The sequence below is a fragment of the Salinarimonas soli genome (assembly GCF_008386575.1).
Classification (GTDB): Bacteria; Pseudomonadota; Alphaproteobacteria; order Rhizobiales; family Beijerinckiaceae; genus Salinarimonas_A; species Salinarimonas_A soli.
In genome coordinates, this window is record NZ_VUOA01000034.1 from 48,806 (window position 1) to 72,235 (window position 23,430).

Sequence of the window (23,430 nt, forward strand, 5' to 3'; positions counted from 1 at the left end):
GCTGAAGGCGACTTGCCTCTACGAAACCAGGGGGGGCGATAAGTGTCTAATCATTTGTTTCGATCAGATGTGATCATTGTGGCTTATCGCTTCCGCAGCGAACGGCTGCTCACGAGCCACTGCTCGCGCGACCGCGATCACGGCAAGGGCCGAATGATCATGCGCGTCGACGAGCCAAGTCGCCGTGAAGGTGAGAGGCGCGAGGGGCAGGGCGCACGGGACGACGACGAGATCGCCCGCCTCCACCTCGCGCTCGACGAGGACCGCCGGGATGACCGCGACGCCGATGCCGTCGAGGGCCATGCGCACGATCGTCGAGAGGGAGGCGTTGGCGTAGATGCGGGGCGCCGGCTCGCCCGGCACGCTCAGCAGGTCGCGCAGGTCGGCATAGGGCCGGGTGTTCCGGGGATAGGTGATGACGGGTTGCGCCCTCAGCGCCTCGACGCCGACGGGCCGGGCGCCCCGGGCCAGCGCGGAATCGGCGCGCGCCACCACGCTCAAGGGATAGGTCGAGAGCGAGAGGCTCTTGGTGCGCGGCTCGGCGAGGGGCCCGAGCAGAAGCGCGACGTCCAGGCTCTGGGTGAGCAGCCCCTCGCGCAGGTTCGGGGTCGTATCGACGTCGATCTCGAGCGTGACGTTGGGATGGAGCCCGTGCAGGCGCTCCACGAGGCGCGACAGCCAGGTGTGGACGATGGTCTCCGACACCCCGAGGCGCACCACGCCGCGCAGGGCATCCGGCGACCCGACGGCCCGCATGATCTCCGCCCGCAGCGCCAGCATCCGCTCGGCATAGCCGATCAGCTCGCGGCCTCGCGCCGTCAGGGCCGTGCCCTGCGGCCCCCGATCGAACAGCTGGACGCCGAGCGTCGCCTCGATCGCCGCGATCCGGTTCGAGATCGAGGGCTGCGTCGTGTTGAGCTTGTGAGCCGCCGCGCGAAAGCCGCCGAGACGCGCCACCCAGAGGAACGTCTCGATCTCCTTCAGCTCCAGCATGCCCAGGCTCCCGCGGGAAAAGCCCACGAGCTATCGGCAACCCGGGCCGTCTTGTCGATGACCTTCGTCACGCATGGGGCGGCTTTTCCGGGCCTCACGATCGAGCGTGACCTCGCTCGCCCTTTTGCTGGGATCGGGCGTGGCGACCATGCGCCCGACGCGCTTTGGATCCGCGATCGCAGACGCACCGGCAGCCCGCGACGACCCGCGATCGGCCGCCCTGGATGGCGCGGTCACGGCCGCGGCCGGACGTCTCGCCGCGGGGGAGGGGATGGCCGCCGCGCACGGGCCGCACTACTCTGCCCCCGATGCAGCCCGCTTTCCCAGCCAAAGACCTCGTCCTCGTGGGCGGCGGCCATGCCCATGTGCATGTCCTGCGCAGCCTGCGGGCGCGACCGGAGCCCGGCGTGCAGGTCACCCTGGTGAGCCGGGACCCGCTCACCCCCTATTCGGGCATGCTGCCGGGACTGATCGCGGGCCATTACGCGCCCGCCGAGGCGCAGATCGACCTCCACCGGCTCGCGGCGGCGTGCGGCGCCCGGTTCCTCCGGGCGGAGGCGATCGGCCTCGATCCGCAGGCGCGCCGCCTCGTCCTGCGCGACCGGCCGCCCGTGCGCTACGACGTGATCTCCCTCGACACGGGCTCGACTCCCACTCTTGACGTGCCGGGCGCGGCGGCCCATGCGATCCCCGTCAAGCCCGTCGCCCCCTTTCTCGACCGCCTCGACGGCATCCTGGCGGGCGACGGGCCGCTGCGGCTGGCCGTCGTGGGCGGGGGCGCGGGCGGGGTCGAGACGGTGCTGTCGCTCGCCGAGCGCCTCGGGCGCGCCCGGCCCGGCGCGACGTCGTCGCTCACGCTCCTCACCCGCGGCCCGCTCCTGCGGTCCACCAACGCCCGCGCCCGCCGCCTTCTCCGCGAGGCCCTCGACCGGCACCGGGTCGCTGTTCTCGAGGATGCCGAGGTGGTGCGCGTCGACGCGGACCGCGTCGCATGCCGCGACGGGCGCGAGATTTCCTGCGACCACGTCCTATGGGTCACGTGGGCCGGCGCCCCGGCCTGGCTTGCCCGGACGGGGCTCGCCCTGGACGAGCGAGGCTTCGTCGCCGTCGAGCCGAGCCTGCGCTCGACGAGCCACGGCGAGGTTTTCGCCGTGGGCGACATGGCGGCCGTTCTCTCCCATCCGCGACCGAAGGCCGGCGTCTACGCGGTTCGCCAGGGCCCGCCGCTCGCCGAAAACCTGCGCCGGGCGCTGCGCGGCGAGCGCCTGCGGCCCTTCACGCCGCAGCGCACGGCGCTGGCGCTGATCGGCACGGGGGAGGGGAGGGCGGTTGCGGCACGTGGACCTCTCGCCGTCGAGGGACGGATCGTCTGGCGCATCAAGGAGGCGATCGACCGCCGCTGGATCGAGGGGTACCAGCGCCTGCGCCCCATGAAGGCGACGGCCGCCCCGCAGCCGCCTTCGATGCGCTGCGGCGGCTGCGGGGCGAAGCTGCCGGCGTCGGTTCTGCGCGCCGCGCTCGCCCGCCTGGCGCCGAAGGCTGGCGGGCCCGTGGTCGCGGGTCTCGATGCCCCCGACGACGCCGCCATCGTGCGACCGCCGGAAAACGGCGTCCTTCTCCAAACCGTCGACGCCTTCCGGCCCTTCGTGTCCGATCCCCACCTGTTCGGTCGTATCGCGGCGCTCCATGCGCTCGGCGACATCGTGGCGATGAACGGGCGTCCCGTGACGGCGCTCGCCGTCGTGGGCCTGCCGCCGATGGCGCCGGCCCTGCTGGAGGAGGACTTGGTCCAGATGCTCGCGGGCGGCCTCGCCGAGCTGGAGGCTGCGGGAGCCCGGCTCGTCGGCGGGCACAGCGCCGAGGCCGCCGAGCCGTCGCTCGGTTTCGCGATCACGGGGGAGGGGGACGAGGCAGCGCTCCTGCGCAAGGGCGGGCTTCGCCCCGGCGACCGCCTGATTCTCACGAAGCCGCTCGGGACCGGGGCGATCCTTGCGGGCGCGATGCGGGGCGAGGCGCCGGCCGAGGCCATCGAGGCCGCGCTCGCTGCCATGCTGGCGCGCGCCCAGCCCGCCGTGGCGGTTCTCGCCGCCCATGGGGCACGGGCCTGCACCGACGTAACCGGCTTCGGGCTCGCGGGCCATCTCGACGAGATGCTGCGGGCCTCCGGCACGGGCGCGCGCCTCGACCTCGACGCCGTCCCGGCCCTGCCGGGCGCCCTCGACATGCTCGCCGCCGGCATCGTCAGCACCCTTCACGAGGCGAACGCCCACGTGCCCCTCGTCGGCGCCGCCTCGGCCGACCCGCGCGTCGCCCTCCTCTTCGACCCGCAGACCGCGGGCGGGCTCCTCGCGGGGGTACCGGAGGAGCGAGCCCAGGCCTGCCTGGCGGCGCTTGCGAAGTCCGGGGTCGCAGCCGCGATCGTCGGCCGCGTGGAGGCCGAGCCGGGCCTGCGGCTCGCGAAGGGGTGATGTTCGAGGGCGCGGGGCGGAAGCCTTGCCTCAGCAGAAGTCGAAGTCGCATCCCTCGTCGGCCTGGAGAACGGAACGCAGGTACAGGCCGCGATAACCTCTGGACGGCTCGCCGAGGTGGTGCGGCGGCCGCCACTCCGCCCGTCGCCGCTCCAGTTCGTCCTCGTCGACCAAGAGCTCGATCCGGCGTCCAGGAACGTCGAGGCGGATCGTGTCGCCGTCGCGCACGAGCCCGAGCGGGCCGCCGACGGCGCTCTCGGGCGCAACATGGAGGACGATCGTGCCGAACGCGGTGCCGCTCATGCGGGCGTCCGAGATCCGGACCATGTCGGTCACGCCCGCCCGGGCGAGCCTTTTCGGGATCGGCAGGTAGCCCGCCTCGGGCATGCCGGGCGCGCCCTTCGGCCCCGCGTTGCGCAGCACCAGCACGCTGTCGGCCGTCACGGGAAGGTCCGGGTCGTCGATCCGGGTCACGAGGTCCTCCACGGAGTCGAACACGAGCGCCGGGCCGGCATGGGTCAGGAGCGCCGGGGAGGCGGCCGCATGCTTGATCACCGCGCCGTGCGGCGCGAGATTGCCCCGCAGCACCGCCATGCCGCCGCCCTGCCTGAGGGGCTTGTCCCGCGTGCGGATGACGCCGCCCTCCGGGAAATCGCCCGCGCCCGTCGCGATCTCGCCGATGGTGGGCCCGGCGACCGTGGGCGCGTCGAGGACGAGGTGGTCGCGCAACTCGCCGAGAAGGCGCGGCATGCCGCCCGCCCAGTGGAAATGCTCCATGTAGTTCGCGCCCGTGGGCTTCAGGTCGAGGAGCACCGGCACCTCCCGGCCGATCCTGTCGAAGGCGTCGAGGTCGATCCGCAGGCCCCGGCGGCGGGCGATCGCCGCGAGGTGGACGAGCCCGTTCGTCGATCCGCCGATGGCCTGGAGAACGACCTGCGCGTTGTGGAAGGCCGCCTTCGTGAGGAGATCGCTCGGCCGCGGCCCCCCGGCGGCGAGGGCCACGGCGCGCCGCCCGCTCGCCTCGGCGGCCCGGATCGGGTCCGCGTGCGTCGCCGGGATGCTGCCTGTGCCAGGCAGGGCCATGCCGAGCGCCTCGGCAAGGCAGGCCATGGTGCTCGCGGTGCCCATGACCATGCAGGTGCCGATTGTGGGCGCGAGGCGCCCGCTCACCACCTCGATCTCGTCCTCGTCAATGGCGCCGGCCCGGTGCTGCCCCCATAGGCGGCGGCAGTCCGTGCAGGCGCCGAGCATCTCGCCCCGGTGATATCCCACCAGCATTGGCCCGGTGATGAGCTGGATCGCGGGCACGTCGGCGCTCGCCGCCGCCATGAGCTGGGCCGGCACCGTCTTGTCGCAGCCGCCGATCAACACCACCGCGTCCATGGGCTGGGCGCGGATCATCTCCTCCGTATCCATGGCCATGAGGTTGCGCAGGAACATGGAGGTGGGGTTCGAGAACGACTCGTGGATCGAGATCGTCGGGAAGGCCATGGGCAGCCCGCCCGCCAGCATCACGCCTCGCTTCACCGCCTCGATCAGGGCCGGCACGTTGCCGTGGCAGGGATTGTAGTCGCTGAACGTGTCGGTGATGCCGACGATGGGGCGATCCAGCGCGTCGTCGGAGAAGCCCGCCGCCTTGATGAAGGCCATGCGCAGGAAGAGCGAGAACCCCGGATCGCCGTAGCTCGCGAGGTTGCGGCGCAGGCCCGTCGGGGGCTTGGGCGGGTCGGTTGTCATCGCGCCATCATGGCGCGGGCGGCGGGGTTGTCAAAAGCGGTCGGCCGCGACGCGGCCGGTGTCTGGTCGTCCGCGTGGCGCTCGCGGACCGGGACGACGCCCCAGGCGAACCAGGTCCGGCTTCGGTGCCGGGCTCCGAAGGGCAGCTCTGGGCGTCGAACGCCCGTAAGCCGCCGCGGAGCACCGGGAGCCACCGGGTATCCGGCCCTCGGGTCGATCTCGGCGACATGGCTGGCGAGTTCGACTTTGCCCACCAGGCGGACGCCGCCTCAATACGCCTGCACGGTTTCGGGCTCGTGTCCCAGGCTAGTCTCGCCGTGTTGCCTTCGGGCTGTCCTAGCCGGCCGGGCGCAGATGGAGCAGGTCTGCGATGCCCTTCAAGGCGAGCGCGCCGTCCGGCAGATCACCCTCGACGTGCTCGTGCGCCCACGTCACGGCGTAGGGCACATGGAAGGCGCGGGCCCCGAGCGCGACGACGGGCAGAATGTCGGAGCGCACCGAGTTGCCCACCATCGCGAACTCGTCAGGAGCGATGCCGTGGCGGTCGAGCAGGCGCCGATACGTTCGCTGGTCCTTCTCGGAGACGATCTCGATCCGGTCGAAGAACGCCTCCAGCCCCGACCGTGCGATCTTGCTCTCCTGGTCGAAGAGGTCGCCCTTCGTGACGAGCCAGAGTTCATGGTCTCGCCCCCGCAGGCGGTCTAGAACCTCGCCCACGCCCTCGATCAGCTCGACCGGGTGATCCAGCATGGCGCGCCCGAAACGCAGGATCGCCGCGATGTCGGCGGCGGGAATGCGCCCGTCCGTCAACTCGATGGCGGTCTCGACCATCGAGAGCACGAATCCCTTGATGCCGTAGCCATAGGCTCGCAGGTTGCGCCGCTCCGTCTCGAGGAGGCGGGCATCCAGGTCCGCGGGGTCGAGGTCCAGGTGGGACCGCAGAATGGCGCGAAAGCGCTCCTGGGTCATCGAGAACAGGGTCTCGTTGTGCCAGAGCGTGTCGTCCCCGTCGAAGGCGATCACTCGCGGCAGCATGCTCGCCATCCCTCCCGATCCGTCAGCCGTCGTCCCGGCGCTCGCCCCGAGCGACGACGATCAGGGCGCCGCCGGGAAGCGGGCGCTGCAAGGCCGACGCTTCGCTCCATGGCGCGCGAAGCCAGGCGTCCCGCTCCTCCTCGGTCGTGAGGATCACCGGCATCGCCTTCGGGTGCACGGCCCCGACCTCCGCGTTCGGCTCGGATGTCAGGAAGGCGTAGAGATCGTCCGTGGTCTCGCCGTCCTTGAGCCGCCGGACGCTCTTCCATCCCGCCACCGTGATGCCGGCGAAGCACGCGAGAGGCCGCTCCGGGTCGAGGGCGAACCAGACCGGCGGATGAGTGCCGTCCGCTGCCGTCTCGTTCTCGGAGAACGACGTGAACGGAACGAGGCAGCGATGCGCCGGCGACAGCCAGCGCCGCCAGTGGGGCGAACCCGTGTTCCGCACGTTCGTGACGCCCGGGTCGACCTTCTTGCCCTGCAGGGCGAAGGCGGGGGAGGGCAGACCCCATCGCATCGTCGACAGGGTGCGCTGGCCGTCCCGGACGTGGATGACCGGTGCGCTCGTGTTCGGAAAGACGGCGGGCATGGAGGGCAGGTTGCCCGCCTCGTCGCGGGTGACCGCGAAGAGTTGCCGGATCGCGTCCTGGCCCTTGGTGATGGAGTAGAGATTGCACATGCCCGCAGGCTGCCGCGATGCAGGCCGGAACTCAAGGCATGCGTTCGCGGTCGATGCGGCGCTGCTGGGCGGCGTGGCGTCGAGTCGGTCGTGATCAGGGAGGCTGGAGAGCCCGGCTTTTCCACTTTTGCAGGAATTGCGCAGCCGCTATGGTCCTGAAAAGCCCCGTCGACGTCTCGATCGTCGCGCCCCCGAGGAGCCCATCATGCTTCGAAGCTTCGTCGGCGCGCTGCCGCTCCTCGTTCTGGCGGGCCTGACGGCGGCGCCCGCCGTCGCGCAGACCAAGACCCTGACGATCTCCTGGTGGGGCTTTAACGGCGACAAGCTCGAGCAGATCGTCCTGAAGCCGTTCCGGGCACAATGCGGATGCGAGCTCGTGTTCGAGACCGGCAACAACGCAGACCGGCTGAACAAGCTCAAGATCCGCGCAGGCGCCGGCGTCGACTTGATCTACCTGACCGACAGCTTCTCGCAGATCGGGGTCAAGGACGGGGTGTTCCGGCCGGTCGATCGCGCCAAGATCCCGAACCTCGAAGGCATCTATGACATGGCACGCGCCCCGCAGGGCGCCTTCGGGCCTGCCTACACGATCGGCCGCGTCGGCATCATCTACGACAGCGCCAAGGTGCAGCAGCCCCCCACCTCCTGGAAGGATCTCTGGCGGGACGACATGCGCCGCAGCCTGTCCCTGCCGGGAATCACCACGACCGCCGGGCCGATGACCGTGCTGATCGCGGGCTCCGTCGCGGGCGTCGATCCTTACGCGAACCCGAAGGCCACCTTCGCCACGCTCGCGAAGCTCAAGCCCAATGTCGTCAAGAACTACAACACGGGCTCGGAACTCGTGAACCTGTTCTCGACCGGTGAGGTGAAGGCCGCGATCGCACAGGACTTCACCCTCGCCCAGATCCAGGCCGCGGTGCCCACCGCGCGGTGGGCGCAGCTCTCGGATGGCGACTTCGCGACGCTCAACACCGTCAACGTCGCCAAGGGCGCCGCCAACCCCGATTTGGCGCACCAATTCATCAACTTCATCCTGGATCCCAAGATCCAGGAGAGCCTCGCCAAGAACGGCGTCGACGCGCCGGTCGCCACAGCGGTTCAGCTCTCGCCGGAGGAGGCGTCCCGCTGGACCTACGGCGCCGCGATGGTCTCCTCCCTCAAGCGCGTCGACTACGAGAAGCTCAATGCCGCCAAGGCCGACTGGCTGGACGAATGGAGCGAGGTCTTCGGTCGCTGACCTCGGCGCCTCGAAGGAGATCGGCGCTTTGCGACGCTTCGCTGGATGGCTGCTCTCTGCGCCGGCCACACTCGCGGTGATCGGCATCCTCGTGGTGCCGGTCGCCGTCGTCCTGGCAGCGACCCTCACCGACCCGCGCGGACCCTGGGCGCCCTACGCGGCGTTCTTCAACAGCGGCTTTCGCACGACGGTCCTGGTCCGCACATTGCAGATCTCGGCGATCACCACGGTGATCTCGCTGGTCTTCGGGTTCGTCGCGGCCTACGCCGTGTCCCGTGCGCCGCGACGCCTCAGAAGCCTCCTGATCGTCGCGGCGGTGTTTCCTCTCCTGACCGGCGTCGTCGTGCGGGCCTTCGCCTGGCTCGTGATCCTCGGCCGGAACGGGATCCTGAACGGCGCCCTCGTCGCGGCCGGCGTCACGGACGAGCCGTTCGCGTTGCTCTACACGCAAGGCGCGGTCATCGTGGGCATGGTCTACCTGTTCGTGCCCCTGATGATCCTCACCTTGGTCGGCGTTCTCGAGAACATCCCGGAAGACCTCCTTCAGGCATCGGCCTCGCTCGGCGCGACCCCGACGGCGACGTTCTGGCAGGTGCTGATGCCGATGGCCGTGCCGGGCCTGATCGTCGGCGCGGTGCTCGTGTTCACCGGAAGCTTCACCGCCTATGCCACGCCCCAGCTTCTCGGCGGCGAGCGGCAGACCGTGCTCGCGACACTCCTCCAGCAGCGGGCCATGGTCTCGTTCGATTGGGTCGGCGCCTCGACGATCGCCGCCATCATGGTGGCCATCACGATCTCGGTCGTGCTCGTGATGAGCCGCACGGCACGCCGCCTCAACCCGGTGGCGGCCTCGTGACGCCCCGGCTCAATCCCGCGGTCGTCGCGGTCGCCGTCCTCGTCTACCTCTTCCTCGTGGGACCGCTGGTCATCATTCTGGGAGCGTCCCTGAGCGATACGACTTATCTCACGTTTCCGCCCCAGGGCCTCTCCTTGCGCTGGTTCGAGAACATCTTCGAGATCAGCGCCTTCCGCCGCACCATCGTCACGAGCTTCCAGGTCGCGTTCCTCGCGACGATGCTGGCGCTCGTCATCGGCGTCCCGGCCGCCTACGCGCTCAGCCGCTACCGGGTTCAACTGCCGCCCTGGCTGGGCACGCTGTTCGTGCTGCCGATCATCGTCCCCGAGATCGTCTTCGGCTTCGCCCTATTGAAGTCCGTCGCGGCCGGGGCGGGCGCGCCGATCTTCGTCGCCCTGCTGGCCGGGCACACGGTTCTGGTGCTGCCCTACGTCGTGCGCGTGATCGGCGCGAGCCTGTCCTCGTTCGACTTCTCGATCGAGGAGGCGGCCGTCAGCCTCGGCTCCCCGCCGATGAAAACGTTCTTCACGATCGTCCTGCCGAACGTGCGGGCAGGGGTGATCGCCGCCTTCATCCTGGCCTTCATCACGTCGCTCAACGACGTGTCCGTCTCGCTCTTCCTGACCGGTCCCGGCATCAGCACGCTCCCGATCCAGATCCTCGCCCATGTGGAGCAGTTCTTCGATCCGACGGTCGCGTCGGTCTCCGTGCTGCTGATGGTGCTCACCGTCGGCTTCATGGCGATCGTCGAGCGTACGCTCGGCCTCACGTTCCTCGCGAAGTAGCCCGCCTTGACCCAACCCCTCGATCTCCAGTCCGTCACCGCTCGCTACGGCACGACGAAGGTTCTCGAAGACCTGTCCTTGGCGGTCGGCGCGGGCGAGCTCGTGTCCCTGCTCGGCGCGAGCGGCTGCGGCAAGACGACGACGTTGCGCCTGATCGCGGGCTTCCTTGCGCCGACCTCCGGCGCCATCCGCCTCGGCGGGCGCGATCTCACGCGGCTGCCGGCCTATCGCCGCAACATCGGTCTCGTGTTCCAGAACTACGCGCTCTTTCCCCACCTGTCCGTGCGCGGCAATGTCGGTTTCGGGCTGAAGCAGCGCGGGGTTCCGACCGCCGAACGCGAGAGGCGGGTGCGCGCGATGCTCGACCGCGTCGGCCTCGGCGAGTACGCCGACCGTCTGCCGGCGGCGCTGTCGGGGGGGCAAAGGCAGCGCGTCGCGCTTGCGCGCGCCCTCGTGATCGAGCCCCCCTTGCTCATGTTCGACGAGCCGCTGTCGAACCTCGACGCGAAGCTTCGCGTCGACATGAGGGTCGAGATCCGCCAGCTGCAGAGGTCGAACGGCACCACGTCCGTCTATGTCACCCACGACCAGGAGGAGGCCTTCTCCATCTCGGACCGCGTCGCCATCATGCATGCCGGCCGAGTGATGCAGTTCGACCGTCCGGAGACGCTGTACCGCCGCCCGGCGAACGTCTTCGTCGCCCGTTTCGTCGGTTTCGAGAACATCGTCCCCATGCGGGTCACGGCGCGGGAGGGGGCGAGCATCCAGGCCGAGGTCGCCGGGATAGCGCTTGCGTTGACGGAGGAAGCGATGGGCCCGGTGCCGGACCGCTTCCTGCTCGGGGCACGTCCCGAAGGGCTCCTTGCCACGCCCGTCGCAGCCACGGGGATACCCGCGACGATCGGGATCCGCACCTATCTGGGCCGCGCCTACCAGTACCGGTGCGACACGCCGGCCGGGCCCCTCGTGGCCAACGGACCGCTCTCGCAACCGCTCGATCCGGGAACGCAGGCGTGGCTCGTGCCGGTGCCGGATCAGTGCTGCGTTCTGAGCCCCGAAAGGACGCCGTGATGGCCGTCGTCATCCACAACGCCTGCCTCCTCCCGATCGACGACGTCATGAGCGTTCGCGAAGACGGCTGGGTCCATGTCGAGGGCGACGCGATCGCTGCCGTGGGGACCGGGCCGGCCCCATGTCCCGACGGCGCCGAGATGATCGACGCGGGCGGCGACGTAGTCATGCCGGGCCTCGTCAACCCGCATGCCCACCTGCCCATGACCCTGTTCCGCGGGCTCGGCGAGGACGTCGACGATCGGCTGTTTCGTTACGTGCTGCCCATGGAGCGCAAGTTCGTCACGCCGGAGATGGTGCGGGTCGGGACGCTGCTGGGGGCCTACGAGTCCATCGAGGGCGGCGTCACGACGATCGCCGACATGTACTATTTCGAGGCCGAGGTCGGCCGCGCCCTTGACGAGGCGGGCCTTCGCGGCGTCGTCGGGCAGACCATCGCCGACTTCGACCCGCCCGATCACAAGACCGTCGACGACGGGTTCCGGCTCGTGGACGACCTTGCCGCGGCTTTCGCCGGACACCCGCGCATCCTCGCCTCGATCGCCCCTCACGCCCCGTACTCGACCGACGTTCCGGTGATGGCGCGGGTCGCCCGCTGGGCCGATGCGAACCCGGGCGTGCCCGTGCAGATCCACCTGGCCGAGATGGATAGCGAGATGGAATGGTGCCGCAAGCACCATGGATTGCGGCCCGTCGCCGTCGTCGAGAAAGCCGGCCTGCTGCGGCCCGGCCTGATCGCGGCTCACTGCCTTTACGTCGACGACGGGGAGATCGAGCGGATGGCGCGCGCCGACGTGCGCGTCGCCCACAATGCGCGCTCCAACGCGAAGGCGGGGCGCGGCATCGCGCCCGTGGAGGCGATGCGGGCGGCGGGCATACCGGTCGGCATCGGGACGGACGGCCCGATGAGCGGCAACACGCTCGATCTGTTCTCGCAGTTCGGTCCGGTCTCGATGTTCCAGAAGCTGCTCGGCCACAGCCGGAAACCCATGCCGGCCCGCGAGGTCATCCGCATGGCGACCCTCGAGGGCGCGCGCGTGCTGGGCCTCGACCACCGCATCGGCTCGCTGGTGCCCGGCAAGAAGGCGGACCTGATCCGGATCGATCTGAGCGCGCCGCGGACGCAGCCGATCTACGACGTCTATGCGACGCTGATCTTTGCCGCGATGCCCTCGGACGTGCGGGACGTGATGGTGGACGGGCGCTGGATCATGCGCGAGCGTCAGGTTCAAACCTTGGAGCGAAAGCGCGTCCTGCGCGACGCCGGGCAGATCGCGGCCACCTTCAAGGCCGAGATGGCTCGCATCGACGGGGCGGGCTAGGCTACCACACCACCGGGTGGGTTTCCCCCGTCGCCACGTTCACGAAGCCCTGCGGCGCTGCCTCGCAGGGCGCGACCAGCGCCCACCGCCAGGGCGCGCAGGTGAGCGTCGCGAACTGGAGGCGCTCGGGAAAGCCCGGGTACCAGCGCGGCGAGTAGGTGGGCTCGTAGAGCCACTCGATCGTCTCCGCCGCCGCGTAGAGGGCCTGCATGTCCCGATCGAGCGCCTCGGCCGGCCTCTGCGTCATCAGCCCTCCGACCTCGTAGCGCACCTCCGCCAGGATCCTTCCGCCGCTTGCCAGAACCCAGCCGCCGCCGATCTCCGCGATCCGGTTGGCCACCTGCGCCATGGCGGCATCCGACGAGCCGACGATCCAGAGATTGTGCTTGTCGTGGGCGACCGTGCACCCGACGGCCGTGTCCGGCGTACGCGGACCGCAGCCAAGCCAGAACATGCGCGAGGTGAGCGCTTCCCCCGAGAAGCGATCGACGATCGCGAACTTCGTCACGTTCCGGGCCGCATCCCGCTGCACCTCGCCGCCGACGACCGGCAGCTCCATCGTGATGAACGCGTCGTCCCAATGGAACGGGCGAAGGAGGGCGGCCTGCGCCGTCGGGGCGTCCGACGGCGCCGGGATCGCGAAGTCGTCCGGACCGAGCCGGCGCTTGATGTTGACGGTGTCGGTCGCCCAGGACGGCCAAGCGATCGAGGGGAGGGGGCCCGTATACCGGGAGCGGTCCGACACGGGCTGCCCGTCGGCCCAGACCTCCGCGATGCTCACGGTGTCCACGTCGTCCAGCAGGACCACGTCGGCGTAGCGGCCCGGCGCGAGGCTCCCGACCCAGGGCGTCAGCCGCATGTGGCGCGCGGGATTGAGCGTGACGCACTGGATTGCGATCTCCGGGGCGAGGCCGCTCCGGATGGCAAGGCGCACGTTGTGATCCGTCGCGCCGATCCGGAGCGTGTCGGACGCGCTCCGATCGTCGGTGGCGAACGCCACCTGCGACCAGTCGGCGAGTCCCCTCTCCAGGAGGCCGCCGACGATCTCCGGCATGGAGTGCGGGCGGATCTCGACGAAAAGCCCGTGCCTGAGCTTGTCCCACACCTCCTGGGCCGTCCAGCCCTCGTGGTCCGATGCGAGCCCGGCGGCCGCGAAGGCGTTGATGGAGGCGAGGTCCCTCAGGCCGGCGCCGTGACCCTCGACGACGCCCCGGTGCTCGAAGGTGGCCCGGATCATGCCCCAGACGCGATCATGCGAGGGGTTGCGCGGATCCCAAACGGCGGGCCAGTCCATCACCTCGTCGAGACCCGCGACCATCAGGCTGCTCGCCAGAAAGCCCGCCTGCTCGGAATAGCCGTAATGGCCTCCTCCCCATTCGTATGCCGTGGGCGGCACCGCGGAGCCGGGGAGGGGAAAGATCTTCATCGGCGAACCGTGCCGGCGAGCGGTCAGCCAGAACTCGAGATTGTGCGGGCCGTTCACGTTGGAGAACTCGTGGCTCGCCTCGCAGGTCCAGGTGTTGCCGCGTGGGAGGACGAGGGCGGCCTCGTGCTCGGGCGTGAGATGCGAGCTCTCGATATGCTTGTGGACCTCGCCGAAGCCGGGAACAGCCGTCAGATCCCGCCGGTCGACGCGCTCGGCGGCGGTGCCGCCATAGGTCCCGGACGGGCCCACCCAGGCGATGCGGCGACCACGAACGGCGATCTCCTGATCCTCCAGCCAAGTCCGAGTTGCCACGTCGAGGAGGCGCCCGACCCGCAACACGCGGTCCGCGGGCCGTCGCCCGAGGGCGACCAGGACGAGATCCTGGCGGATCCGCACCTCGTCGCCGGAAGCGATGAGGAGATCATCTGGGGGAAGCGGTGCCGGCATCGATCCTTATGCTCCGTCGTGCGGCCTGTGGGCGCTCGGCCGGTACATGTCCGATGCGTGTGTCTCTGGACAGCACGGTCGGGCAAAGCGAAGCGAGGGTTGCGTGGGCGCCGTCGGCATCGCCGACCGGCGCGCGTCAGCCCGAACCGCCGTCGAGGGAAGCCTCGATGGCGTCGGCATGGGTGACGTGGGGCTTGCCGCCTCGCGGCGGTCGGGCGGCTTCAGGATTCGGGCGGGCGCGCCGGCCGAGCAGATCGTCGAGCGCCCGGGCATCCTCGGCCGCGTAGGCCATCAGCGCGGTCTCGCCGCTCTTGTAGGCGATGGACCGGGCCGGGCCGGACGGCGGCGCGATGCCGGCCGCCTTGAGCGCGTCCTGCGAGATCATCGCGTCGACGGCGTGCTCCTTCGAGGCCGCCTCCAGGGCGTCGGCGGCGAACACGGCCTCCCCGATGGCGGTGAGGCGACGGGCACGCTCGCCGTCGCCGATCCTGGCGAGGATCACCGGCCCGGCATGAACCCCGACGCCGGCCCGCAGCGGCTGCGGCAGGGCCGAGCCCATCTCCCGGTTCGTCGCGTCGACGGCGTGCAGGATGTCGGATGCGCTCGTCAGGGCCGCCAGCGTGGCGCGGCGGAGCGTACGGTCGGCACGGAAGATCGCCATGATGCCGTCGGTCGGCACGAGCGCCACCTCGCCCCCATGCGCCTCCACGGCCTGGATCATGTCGGTGAGAACGCGATTGAGGAGCGAGACCGCGTCGGCGGGCAATTGATGGCGGGCGAGCGCCGAGAAGGCGCGGATGTCGGCGAACAGGATGGCCACCTCCTGCTCGCGGCCCCAGTCGAGGGCCGCGTCGGATGCCCCCTCGTCGCGCCCGACGTCCCCCGGCAGGAGGATGCGCACGCCGAGCGGGCGTGTCGGTCGGACCTGACAGGCGAGCCGCACGCGCTGGGGCGCGCGGATCCGATCGAGGAGGCGCAGCTCGATGCCCATCGGCGGCGGCAGCGTCTCGTGCCCGCTCGTCAGGAGCACGCGGCAGGTCGAGCACCGGCCCTTGCCGCCGCACAGCGAGGCGTGGGGGATCCGGTTCGAGCGGCTGATCTCGAGGAGCGTCATGCCCACCGGGCTTCGCACGGCGCCATGTCCCACGTAGCGCACCGACACGTGCGGCTTGAGGAAGCGCCGCCCGGCGCGCCAGCCGAACACCCCGAGCACGCCGGCGATGACGAGCCAGGTCCCGGTCTTGGCGATCATCGCGGCGCTGTTGAAGGCCTCCACGTCGGCCGCCGTGGGCGCGACGCGCTCGGTCGGGGTGGCCTGCGCCTCCCGCCCGCCGGCGACGAAGCCCGCGAGCGCCAGCATCGGCAGGAGCGCGGCGAGGACGACGAGCGGGCCGCGCCAGCGCGCGAACCGGGGCTTGTCGCGGAAGGCGGCGCGGATGCCGATGACGCCGTGCACCCAGACCATGGCGACGAGCGCCGTCTGCCAGAGCGCCAGCCCCGGCCAAAGATTGCGCAGGACATGGATGTAGTAGTCGCTCACCCCGCGCTCGGCCATGAAGCGGGTGCCGAGGATATGGGGCGCCAGGAAGATGGGGATCGCGAGGCCAAGGACGAGTTGCAGGGCCTCGACGGGCGGCATGCGCAGGGTGCGGCGCGCCAGCACGCGCTTCAAGGTGAGCCCCACATGGACCGCGAGGGAGCCGTAGAGCAGGCTCGTCCCGATCGGGTTGCGCCAGATCGCGAAGCGCAGGGTCTGGCCCCAATCGAGCGCCGCGACGCCGAACACGCCGAGGGCGTGGTTGAGGAGGTGCATGGCCACGAAGACCATCAGGACGGTGCCGGCCCCGAAGCGCAGGGCGCGCTCGATCGACTGCGGGCACAGGAGGTGCGGCCTTTCGGCGGAGGGCGTGGCGGGAGCGGTCATCGTGCGGTTCCGTCTTGTGCGGGAGGCGCCGCCTCGACGCGGTCGCGCAGGTCGTGCAGGCGGCCCGCGAGATCCCGGATCACCGCGAGGGCGAGATCAGGCATCTGAGATACCAGCTCGACGAAGGTGGCCTTGTCGAGGCGGAGCGTGACGAGGACCGTCGCGGCCTCGACGCTCATGCGGTACGGCCGGTCCAGGAAGACGGACACGTCGCCGAAGATCGAGCCCGGGCCGAACGGCGGGAAGGGCACCCCGCCTCGGGACCGCGCCGACGCCTCCCCGGACAGCACGACATGGACTGCCTCCGCCGGCTCGCCCTCCCGGATCACGGCCTCCCCGGGCGCGTAGCGCGTCCTCATGCCGCCGAGCACGAGAAGCTTGAGATGCGCCGGTTCGAGGCCGCGCAGCATCGGCGTTGCCTGGAGGCGCCCGACTTCATCCTCATACATGCTCGTCCCTCAGGCTTTCGGGTTCCGGCACCGCCGCGACGGTGCGGCTCGGGGTGCGGTCCTCGGACAGGCGTGGTCCCTCGAAGGTGACGACCCGGTCGAAACCGGAGGCGTCCTCGCGCCCCACCACGGTCGCGATCAGCGTCCGCCCCGCCATGGCCGCGAGGAGGCTTGCCATCATGCGCCGGCTGTCGCCGGGGCCGAAGGAGGTGAGCGCCCCGTCCAGGACGAGAACCTGCGGCTCGCCGAGAAGGCAGCGGGCGATCGCGACGGCGGCGCGCTGGGGCGGGTAGAGCGAGCGGCCGCCCGGCCCGACGTCGGTGGCTAGGCCGACGCGATCGACGAGTCCCTCGAGGTCGTGGGCGCGCAAGGTCTCGGCCAAGGCGTCGCGCACCCTGACCTCCGCGTCGGCGATCCCATAGGCGATGCGGCCCAGGAGGAGGTTGTCATGGATCGAGGCCGCCGCGAGGTAGCGGCGCGGGTCGTAGAATTCGATCTCGCCCGCATAGGCCTGGGGCAGGTAGGCGCTGATGCTGCGGCGGGCGCGCAAGGTGCGAGCCGCGAAGGCCGCGTCCACGAGGCCCATGCGGTGGCGCGGCTCGACATAGGAGAGGGCAAGCTCGATCAGGCGCGCCTGCGCCTCGGGCGGAAGGCGCGTCACGGCGCGGCGTTGGCGCGCAAGCTCCAGGATCGCCCGGTAATCCGGCAGCTCGTCCGAGCGGATGAAGGAGAAGCGCTGCGTGAGCGGGCTGCCGGGCGGCAGCCCCGCGAAGATCTCGAGGGCCGTCTCGGCCATGCGCAGGCCCGTGCGCAGGAGCGGCACTTGCAGCGCCTCCGCCTGGAGGATCGAGCGCACGAAAGGATCGGCCGCGACCCGTCCCTCGGCGAAGATCTGTCCTGTGGGGCGGCCGAAGAGCAGGTTCTCGCCAAGCGTGGCGTTGATGGCGAACCGCTCCGGGTCGAACGGCTCGATGAGGCGCGCGAGCGGCCCTGAGGCGACCCGCTCGCGCAGGTCCCGGCGCGCGGCGAGCACTCGCTGGATCCCGTCGCGGTCGTGCAGGGGATCGAGCTGTCCCGAAAGGCCGAGGCGGCGGACGTCGTCCCTCAGCCCCACCACGGCGAGCGCGGCCATGATCCGGGCATCGAGCCCGTCCGCGAGCGTTCCGTCGATCCAATCGGCGCCTGCCGAGACGAGCGGGTTGCCGCTGCGCTCGGCCTCGAGACGCCGCCAGCGCTCCTCGGGCGAGGCCGCCTCGGCGGACAAGGCCGGTTCGGCGCGGCGCAGCGCGAGCAGGAGATTGTCGCGAAGAGTGCCGCCGAACAGGTGCGGCTCGGAGCCCGCATAGGCGACCACGCGGGCGGCGTCCTCCGCCGTGGCGCGGGTGAGGACGAACTCGCCGATGCGCACGCGCCCGCGATCGGCCGTGACCTGGCGGCCGAGCACCTTCGGCAGGATGTCGCGCCCGCTCCCCGCCGGACCCGCGAGCGCGATCGCGGAGGGGCGGGAGAGGACGAGGTCGAGGCTCTCCAGGAGCGGCATGCCGCGCCCGTCCAGCACCCGCAGGCCCTCGATCGCGAGCGGCGCGTCCGACGGCGGTGCGGCGGCCGTGCTGCCTTGCGCCTCGGCGCGGCCCGCCGGGAACTGCGCGACGATCTGCTCGTACTTCACGATCACGTCGGCGCGCTGCTGGTCCCAGTCGATCAGCTCCTTGATCGGCGGCGGCAGGTCGCGATAGGCGCCGATCGCCGCCACGAGCTGACCGATGTCGAGGGATCCGCGCAGGGCGAGGTAGCCGCCGATCGCATAGAAGAAGAACGGGGTCACCTGCGCGAGCAGGTTGTTCAGGTATTTGACCGCGAACTTGCGCCGGAACAGCTCGACGCGGATGCGGAACAACGCGCCGAGCCTGTCGCCGATCTCGGCGCCGACGAAGCGTCGTGCGCCGTGGCCCAGGATGGCGGGCGCCCCGTCGACGATCTCGCCGATGCGCCCGGCGAGCTGCCGCGAGGCCAGTTGGCGCTCGCGCCCGAGCCGGAGCTGCTCGCGCCGGAGGCCTGGGATCACGAACGCCTGGATGAGCACCACGGCGAGAGCCACGAGACCGAGCCAGACGTTCTGGACCATGATGAAGACCAGCGCGGTGAGGGCCTGCGTACCGAGAAAGGCGGGCTGGATGAACGCGTCCCCTGTGAAGCCGCCGATCGGCTCCACCTCGTCCTTGATGATCGTCGCGGCCTCGGCGGGCTTCACGGCCCGCAGGTCCTCCGGCCCGAAGCGCATCAGGAGCGCGAAAAGCTCGTAGCGCATGCGCCGTAGCATGCGCTCGCCCAGGATGCCCTTCTGGACGTTGATGACGTACTTGAAGGCGCCGTTGACGATGACGAGGCCGAGGAAGAGGCCGCTGAGGGCGAAGAGCAGGCTGGTCTGGTCGAGGGGGAATCCGGGGCTGACCACGAGGGACGCGCCACCGAGGAGCTCCGGGAGTCCGACCACCCACCGCCCGAACAAGACGGTGTCCCCGGGATTGACGAAGGGCCGGCCCTGGATGGCCTCGTTGATGATGCGCTTAGGGATCTCGAACGACAGGAAGTAGGTCGGCAAGGACAGCAGGATGAGGCCGAGGATCAGGATCTGACTGCGGCGAGTGTGCCTCCAGACATAGCGAAAGAGGTTCTGATCCAACCCGGCACCTTCTCTCCCGACCAGACCTCGGCTGATCCGAGCCCTTCTGATCGACGCTGCGGCAGGGCTGCCCTGACCCCGTCCGCGCTCCGGGGTTGATGCAGGCTTTCGCTCTGTTCAGCTTGGGGTGCGTAGGCCCCCGGGGTCAAGCCGTCGAGGGCCATGCGGGGGCTGTCCTCATCGTACTCCCTCCCTCGCCGCCCGATGCGATGCTTGTGGTCAGGTAGAAACCGCATCGTCCCCCGTTCGCCGAGCGCTTCCCTCTGGCGTTGTCGACGGCTGTTCTGCTCACCGACCAGGGCGCGGGAACCCGCGTCGACCTCAGCTGGACGCCGCTCGATGCGACGCCCGAGGAGGAAGCGTTCTTTGCCAGCAGGATGGGATCGATGGATGCCGGGCGGTCGGGCAGCTTCGAGCCGCGCGACAGGTTCCGCGCGACCGGCTGAGCCGGAGCGGCGAGATCGCCCGTCCGCGCGGCACAACGATGATCTAGGTCGGTGGGATCGCCATCGTTGCGGCGTCGCCGTCGCGACCGGCAGCATCCATCGGCTGAACAGGGAGGTGCGGAGCCCTGCGGCCGGCCGCGACATGGTCGGGGGCGTCGCCCCGTGCACGCCCGCACCGAGCTAGCCGTCGGGCGGCGCTACAAGCCGGTCCCTCATGTTAGATGAGCAAGACCCTACGGAGCCAGCCCATGTCCAATCCCGTTCGATGCGCCGGCTTTGCCGCGTTGGGCGCGATCCTGTTCGCCGCGTCGTCATCTCGGGCGGCCGACGGCTTCGAGAAGGTGCGCTGCGATCGTGCGGTCGTGCCGGCCCTCGTGGGGGCGAGGGTGAGCAACTCCGGGCCCGTTGCAGCCATCGAGGCGAGGCGCAAGGCGATCGGCCTGGAGCACAAGGGGGCCGAGATCGTCGCCGACGGCGTCGACACGATCTATTGGCGGATCTGCGGGCGCGACTTCGTCGTGCTCCACGTCCGCGACGTCGCGCGGGACGCGATCGAGCTGCCGCCCCATTCGCGGGCGGCTCCGGCCTTCTCGACGACGGTCTGCGAGGTGGCTGGCCGAAAGCTCGAGGGCGTCTTCCTCGGTGTGTTCGCGTCCGCGCCCGGCGGCGACGCGCCCATGTCCCCGGTCCGGGCCGCCTGGCGCATCGACCACGCCCGCGGCTTCGTGCCCCTGACGTCAGGCGCGGCCTGCGCCACGGACGGGATTGACCCCGCGGACGCGTCACGCTGAGAGGGGTTCGCCCCGGCTGCAGGGCGTGCGTCCCTCCGGCGGCGCGCATGAGGTGCCGGACGTCGGCGCCGGCGGAGGGCGCGAGGCGCATCAACCTCGCCCACGACACCATCGCCTGCCCTGACGAGGCGAGCACGTGAGGGCAGCCGTCCGGTCGGAGCGGGCAGCCAGGCACGACCTCCGGCACCGGGCCAGGGCCGGTGGCCGTGCCCTCGCTTGCGATCGCCGGGGCAGGGGCGACGAAACGGGAAAGAATGTCGGCGGGATACGCGCGAAACAAGGCGCCCGCATCGTGTGGGCTCCGATCCAGCGCTCGGCCCGCCCCATGACACCCCGCATCCGTCTGATCCGCCTCCACGTCGTCGCGCTTCTTGCCGGCATGATCCTCGCCGCCCTTCAGGGCGCCGCGGCCGCCGGCAGCCTCGCTCTTGGCGCTGCCGCCACCTGCAACCGCATCGCGCCGCTGCCCTCCCTCGACCCGCGGGAGATCCCCGTCACCGTCGTCGACCTCACCGTCTCGAAGGAGCTCTCGGCGGCGGTCGAGGCCTGCCGCGCGGCCCACCGGGCGAGCTTCCGCCCGACGGGCCTGACATTGCAATATGCCCGCGTGCTGCGCGCCAGCCGGGAGCCCGAGGCGGTTCCACTCCTGCGCGACATCGCGGCGGAAGGCGACCTCGAAGCGAACTATCTTCTGCACCGTGCCTACGACGCGATCGATCGCGACGGGGCGGGTCCGACGGTCGGCGGTAGGCTCGTCACCCGGGCCGAGGCCGAAGCGGGCCTGCGCCGCGCCGCCGTGGGCGGGCACCCGGAGGCGATCGCGGATCTGGGCCGCGCGCTCGCCGTCGGCGGCGCCATGCGTCGCGACCCGGTCGAGGCTCGGATCTGGCTCGAGAGGGCCATGGCGCCCACCGCTCGGTCCTCCAGGCGCGGGGATGCGCGGATCTACTATGCGCGCCTCGTCGCCGTCGACCCGCTCGCAACGCAAGCCGAGCGGGAGCGGGCATTCGATATCGTCGCGGAGGATGGCGGCTCCTCGCGTCCGTCCGCCCGGATCCTCCTCGGCCGCTACCTGCGCCGGGGAATCGGCACGCAGGCCGACCCGGCACGGGCGCGCGCGATCTTCGAGGAGCTCCTCCGTCACGAGCACCTGGAAGGGGAGGCGGGCGCCGAGCTTGCGGAGATGCTGCTCGCGGGAGAAGGCGGACCGCAGGACGCGAGGCGGGCCGTGACGCTCATGAGCAAGACATCGCTGCCGACCGTCCTCTCGCCCGAGATGCAGATGCTGCGCGCCCGCCTCCTGCGCGAGGGTGGCGTGCTGGGACGCGACCGAGCAGCGGCGGTGTGCGCCTTGTCTCGTGTGCTCTACCTGCCCAATGACGCGATCTGGCCGCTGGCCGAGATGCTGGCCCAGGTGTCGACGACGCTGGATCGGGGGCAGGCCGACGCCGTCCGCTTCCGGCTCGAGGAGAGGGCCGATACCGGCGATCTTCGCGCCATGCTGGCCCTCGCCCGCCTCAAGCTCGGGCCCCACCCCGGGCTGCGCGACGAGGCCGGCGGCTACAAGCTCCTGGAAGCGGCGGAGGCGGCAGGCAGCGACGAGGCGGCGGCCCTGCTCGCTTTCCGCTACGGCCGCTGGGCCGCCGACGGCACGCCCGTCATGGCGGAGCACGCACGTGCCGCCCTGGAGCGCCTGCTTCCCGCAAACCTGCCGATCGCCCATACGGTGCACGGCAAGCTTCTGCGCCTGGGCTGGCTCTATCCGCAGGACGACGTCGCCGCGACGCAGGCCATCCGGCGCGGCGCGGAGAGCGGCGACATGGAAGCCATGACGCTCCTCGCCGACGCCTACCGCGACGGGCTCGGGGTCCCGAAGGACCGCGCCGGGGAGCTCCGCTGGACGCGGGCCGCCGTGACGGCCGGCTGGCTGCGCGGCGTCGACCGGCTCGGCTTCCTGTTCGCGTTCACCCGGGGCGACATGACCCTGCGCGAGGGCATCACGGACGTCGTCGCGCTCCATCTCGAGCGCATCAACATTCAGGCGCTGCCGAACTTCAACGGTCCGCTCATCGACCGGCACGGCCTCGACACCGTCGCGCGGGCCGTCATGGACGCGCTGCGTCTCGTGCCCGCCGGCCTCGAGGACGAGCGGTTCCGGCCCCTCGTGCGGGACATGCCCCTGCGGCTGCGCATCGCGATCGAGCGCGAGCTGATCGCCCGGGGGCACCTGACCGGCAAGGCCGAGGGCCATCTCGGTCCGCAAGCGCGCGCGGCCTTGAAGGCGTGGGCCGACGCCGAAGGCCCGCTTGGGCCCGAACCCATGCTGGCGCCTGCGCCGGTGGATGCGCCGCCCGCTCCGCTCGCGCCGGGTGACGACGGGGGCGACCCCAACAAGGTCACCGTTTCTTTCGAGGACGGGGAGCGGGTCGCGCGCCACGTGGCAGGCCTGATCCAGGGTGCCGGGACGGTGGCGGACTGGCGCCGAGCGATCGGGCTCGTGAACCTCATGGCGCGGATCGGCGATCCCACCGCCCGCTGGTTCCTGGTCGACCGCTTCGACGACGATCCTCACATCCGCGACGCGGTCTCGACCGCCGAGATCACCCGCTACAGCCTCGACATGATGCTCACCCGGCCGGATTACGCGAAGAAGGTCGAGTTCAAGTTCCTGTTCAACATCATCGGCGTGATGACCAAGCGGCGCGACCACGACGCGTTCGCGTCGGCGTTTCTCGACTGGCTGCGCGACGACCTGCGCCTCCAAGCGAATCTGGGCCGCATCTTCGGCCAGATCGATGTCGCTCCCCGGGCCTGCCTCGTCCTGACCAGGGAAGCGGTGCGCCGCGGCGTGCCCGAAATCGGCGAGCGCAACTTTTGCGACGACGTGGCTCGCACGGCCCTGGTCGCTTGGGCCCGTGCGGCAGGTCCGTCGGGGGCCGAGCTTCGCCTGCGGCGCGAGGCGCGAGAGGACATCCTCCGCCTCGCGCGCGAGCTCGACACGAGGGGTCGGCCGGCCAGCCGCTGAGGGGCGCTGCGACGTCGCGAAACGATCCGCTCGTCCGCCCGGCACCCATCGGC

General features: G+C 71.0%; 17 protein-coding genes. 9 read left to right on the forward strand and 8 right to left on the reverse strand.

All coding sequences use genetic code 11. The features are described from left to right. Positions 1-63 precede the first annotated feature (63 nt). Complete coding sequence (locus F0L46_RS18690) at positions 64-993, reverse strand: LysR family transcriptional regulator (protein WP_149820358.1); 930 nt, start codon at positions 991-993, stop codon at positions 64-66. A 308-nt stretch (positions 994-1,301) separates the two neighbouring features. Between F0L46_RS18690 and selD the strand changes: the two genes are divergently transcribed. Further along, a complete protein-coding gene (selD, locus tag F0L46_RS18695; RefSeq protein WP_149820360.1) occupies positions 1,302-3,461 on the forward strand; it encodes a selenide, water dikinase SelD in 2,160 nt (719 codons plus the stop codon). Positions 3,462-3,491: 30 nt separating this feature from the next. Here selD and F0L46_RS18700 read toward each other — a convergent pair whose 3' ends face one another. The 3 genes from F0L46_RS18700 to F0L46_RS18710 all read right to left on the reverse strand — a co-directional run bounded on the left by F0L46_RS18700 (position 3,492) and on the right by F0L46_RS18710 (position 6,912). Then, the gene (locus tag F0L46_RS18700) at positions 3,492-5,198 is read right to left on the reverse strand and encodes an IlvD/Edd family dehydratase (protein WP_149820361.1); all 1,707 of its coding nucleotides are present in this window, start codon (positions 5,196-5,198) and stop codon (positions 3,492-3,494) included. 336 nt (positions 5,199-5,534) lie between these two features. Beyond that, a complete protein-coding gene (locus F0L46_RS18705) occupies positions 5,535-6,233 on the reverse strand; it encodes an HAD family hydrolase (RefSeq protein WP_149820362.1) in 699 nt (232 codons plus the stop codon). Between the two features lie 22 nt (positions 6,234-6,255). Continuing rightward, positions 6,256-6,912 (reverse strand): SOS response-associated peptidase, encoded by a 657-nt coding sequence (locus F0L46_RS18710; RefSeq protein WP_149820363.1) that lies wholly within the window; start codon positions 6,910-6,912, stop codon positions 6,256-6,258. 202 nt (positions 6,913-7,114) lie between these two features. On the opposite strand from F0L46_RS18710, the gene F0L46_RS18715 reads away from it, so the two are divergent. The 5 genes from F0L46_RS18715 to F0L46_RS18735 are packed head-to-tail and all read left to right on the forward strand — an operon-like array spanning position 7,115 to position 12,186. Beyond that, on the forward strand, positions 7,115-8,152 hold the full coding sequence (locus F0L46_RS18715; RefSeq protein ID WP_438646695.1) for an ABC transporter substrate-binding protein: 1,038 nt from the start codon (positions 7,115-7,117) through the stop codon (positions 8,150-8,152). A 28-nt stretch (positions 8,153-8,180) separates the two neighbouring features. After that, positions 8,181-9,008 (forward strand): ABC transporter permease, encoded by an 828-nt coding sequence (locus tag F0L46_RS18720; RefSeq protein ID WP_149820369.1) that lies wholly within the window; start codon positions 8,181-8,183, stop codon positions 9,006-9,008. Beyond that, positions 9,005-9,793: an ABC transporter permease gene (locus tag F0L46_RS18725; protein WP_149820371.1), complete on the forward strand. Its 789-nt coding sequence runs from the start codon at positions 9,005-9,007 to the stop codon at positions 9,791-9,793. The genes F0L46_RS18720 and F0L46_RS18725 overlap by 4 nt, the downstream gene beginning before the upstream one ends. 6 nt (positions 9,794-9,799) lie before the next feature. Continuing rightward, entirely contained in the window at positions 9,800-10,864 is a 1,065-nt protein-coding gene (locus F0L46_RS18730) for an ABC transporter ATP-binding protein (RefSeq protein ID WP_149820374.1), read from the forward strand. Further along, positions 10,864-12,186, forward strand: a complete 1,323-nt coding sequence (locus F0L46_RS18735) for an amidohydrolase family protein (RefSeq protein ID WP_188312039.1) — start codon at positions 10,864-10,866, stop codon at positions 12,184-12,186. Before F0L46_RS18730 ends, F0L46_RS18735 begins: the two co-directional genes overlap by 1 nt. A 1-nt stretch (position 12,187) precedes the next feature. Here the strand turns inward: F0L46_RS18735 and F0L46_RS18740 are convergent, their stop codons facing one another. The 4 genes from F0L46_RS18740 to F0L46_RS18755 all read right to left on the reverse strand — a co-directional run bounded on the left by F0L46_RS18740 (position 12,188) and on the right by F0L46_RS18755 (position 19,115). After that, positions 12,188-14,059 carry an adenine deaminase gene (locus F0L46_RS18740; RefSeq protein WP_149820377.1) on the reverse strand — a complete coding sequence of 624 codons (1,872 nt, stop codon included), beginning with the start codon at positions 14,057-14,059 and terminating at the stop codon, positions 12,188-12,190. Positions 14,060-14,195: 136 nt separating this feature from the next. Then, positions 14,196-15,983, reverse strand: a complete 1,788-nt coding sequence (locus F0L46_RS18745; protein ID WP_149820379.1) for an adenylate/guanylate cyclase domain-containing protein — start codon at positions 15,981-15,983, stop codon at positions 14,196-14,198. After that, positions 15,980-16,432, reverse strand: coding sequence for a Crp/Fnr family transcriptional regulator (locus F0L46_RS18750; RefSeq protein ID WP_149820381.1), 453 nt, complete (start codon positions 16,430-16,432; stop codon positions 15,980-15,982). Before F0L46_RS18750 ends, F0L46_RS18745 begins: the two co-directional genes overlap by 4 nt. Further along, positions 16,425-19,115 (reverse strand): ABC transporter transmembrane domain-containing protein, encoded by a 2,691-nt coding sequence (locus tag F0L46_RS18755; protein WP_149820383.1) that lies wholly within the window; start codon positions 19,113-19,115, stop codon positions 16,425-16,427. Before F0L46_RS18755 ends, F0L46_RS18750 begins: the two co-directional genes overlap by 8 nt. 269 nt (positions 19,116-19,384) lie before the next feature. Between F0L46_RS18755 and F0L46_RS26260 the strand changes: the two genes are divergently transcribed. The 3 genes from F0L46_RS26260 to F0L46_RS18765 all read left to right on the forward strand — a co-directional run bounded on the left by F0L46_RS26260 (position 19,385) and on the right by F0L46_RS18765 (position 23,377). Beyond that, a complete protein-coding gene (locus F0L46_RS26260) occupies positions 19,385-19,561 on the forward strand; it encodes a hypothetical protein (RefSeq protein ID WP_188312040.1) in 177 nt (58 codons plus the stop codon). Positions 19,562-19,809: 248 nt separating this feature from the next. After that, on the forward strand, positions 19,810-20,352 hold the full coding sequence (locus tag F0L46_RS18760) for a hypothetical protein (protein WP_149820385.1): 543 nt from the start codon (positions 19,810-19,812) through the stop codon (positions 20,350-20,352). A gap of 325 nt (positions 20,353-20,677) precedes the next feature. Beyond that, positions 20,678-23,377 (forward strand): tetratricopeptide repeat protein, encoded by a 2,700-nt coding sequence (locus F0L46_RS18765; protein ID WP_149820387.1) that lies wholly within the window; start codon positions 20,678-20,680, stop codon positions 23,375-23,377. The last annotated feature ends 53 nt before the right edge of the window (positions 23,378-23,430 follow it).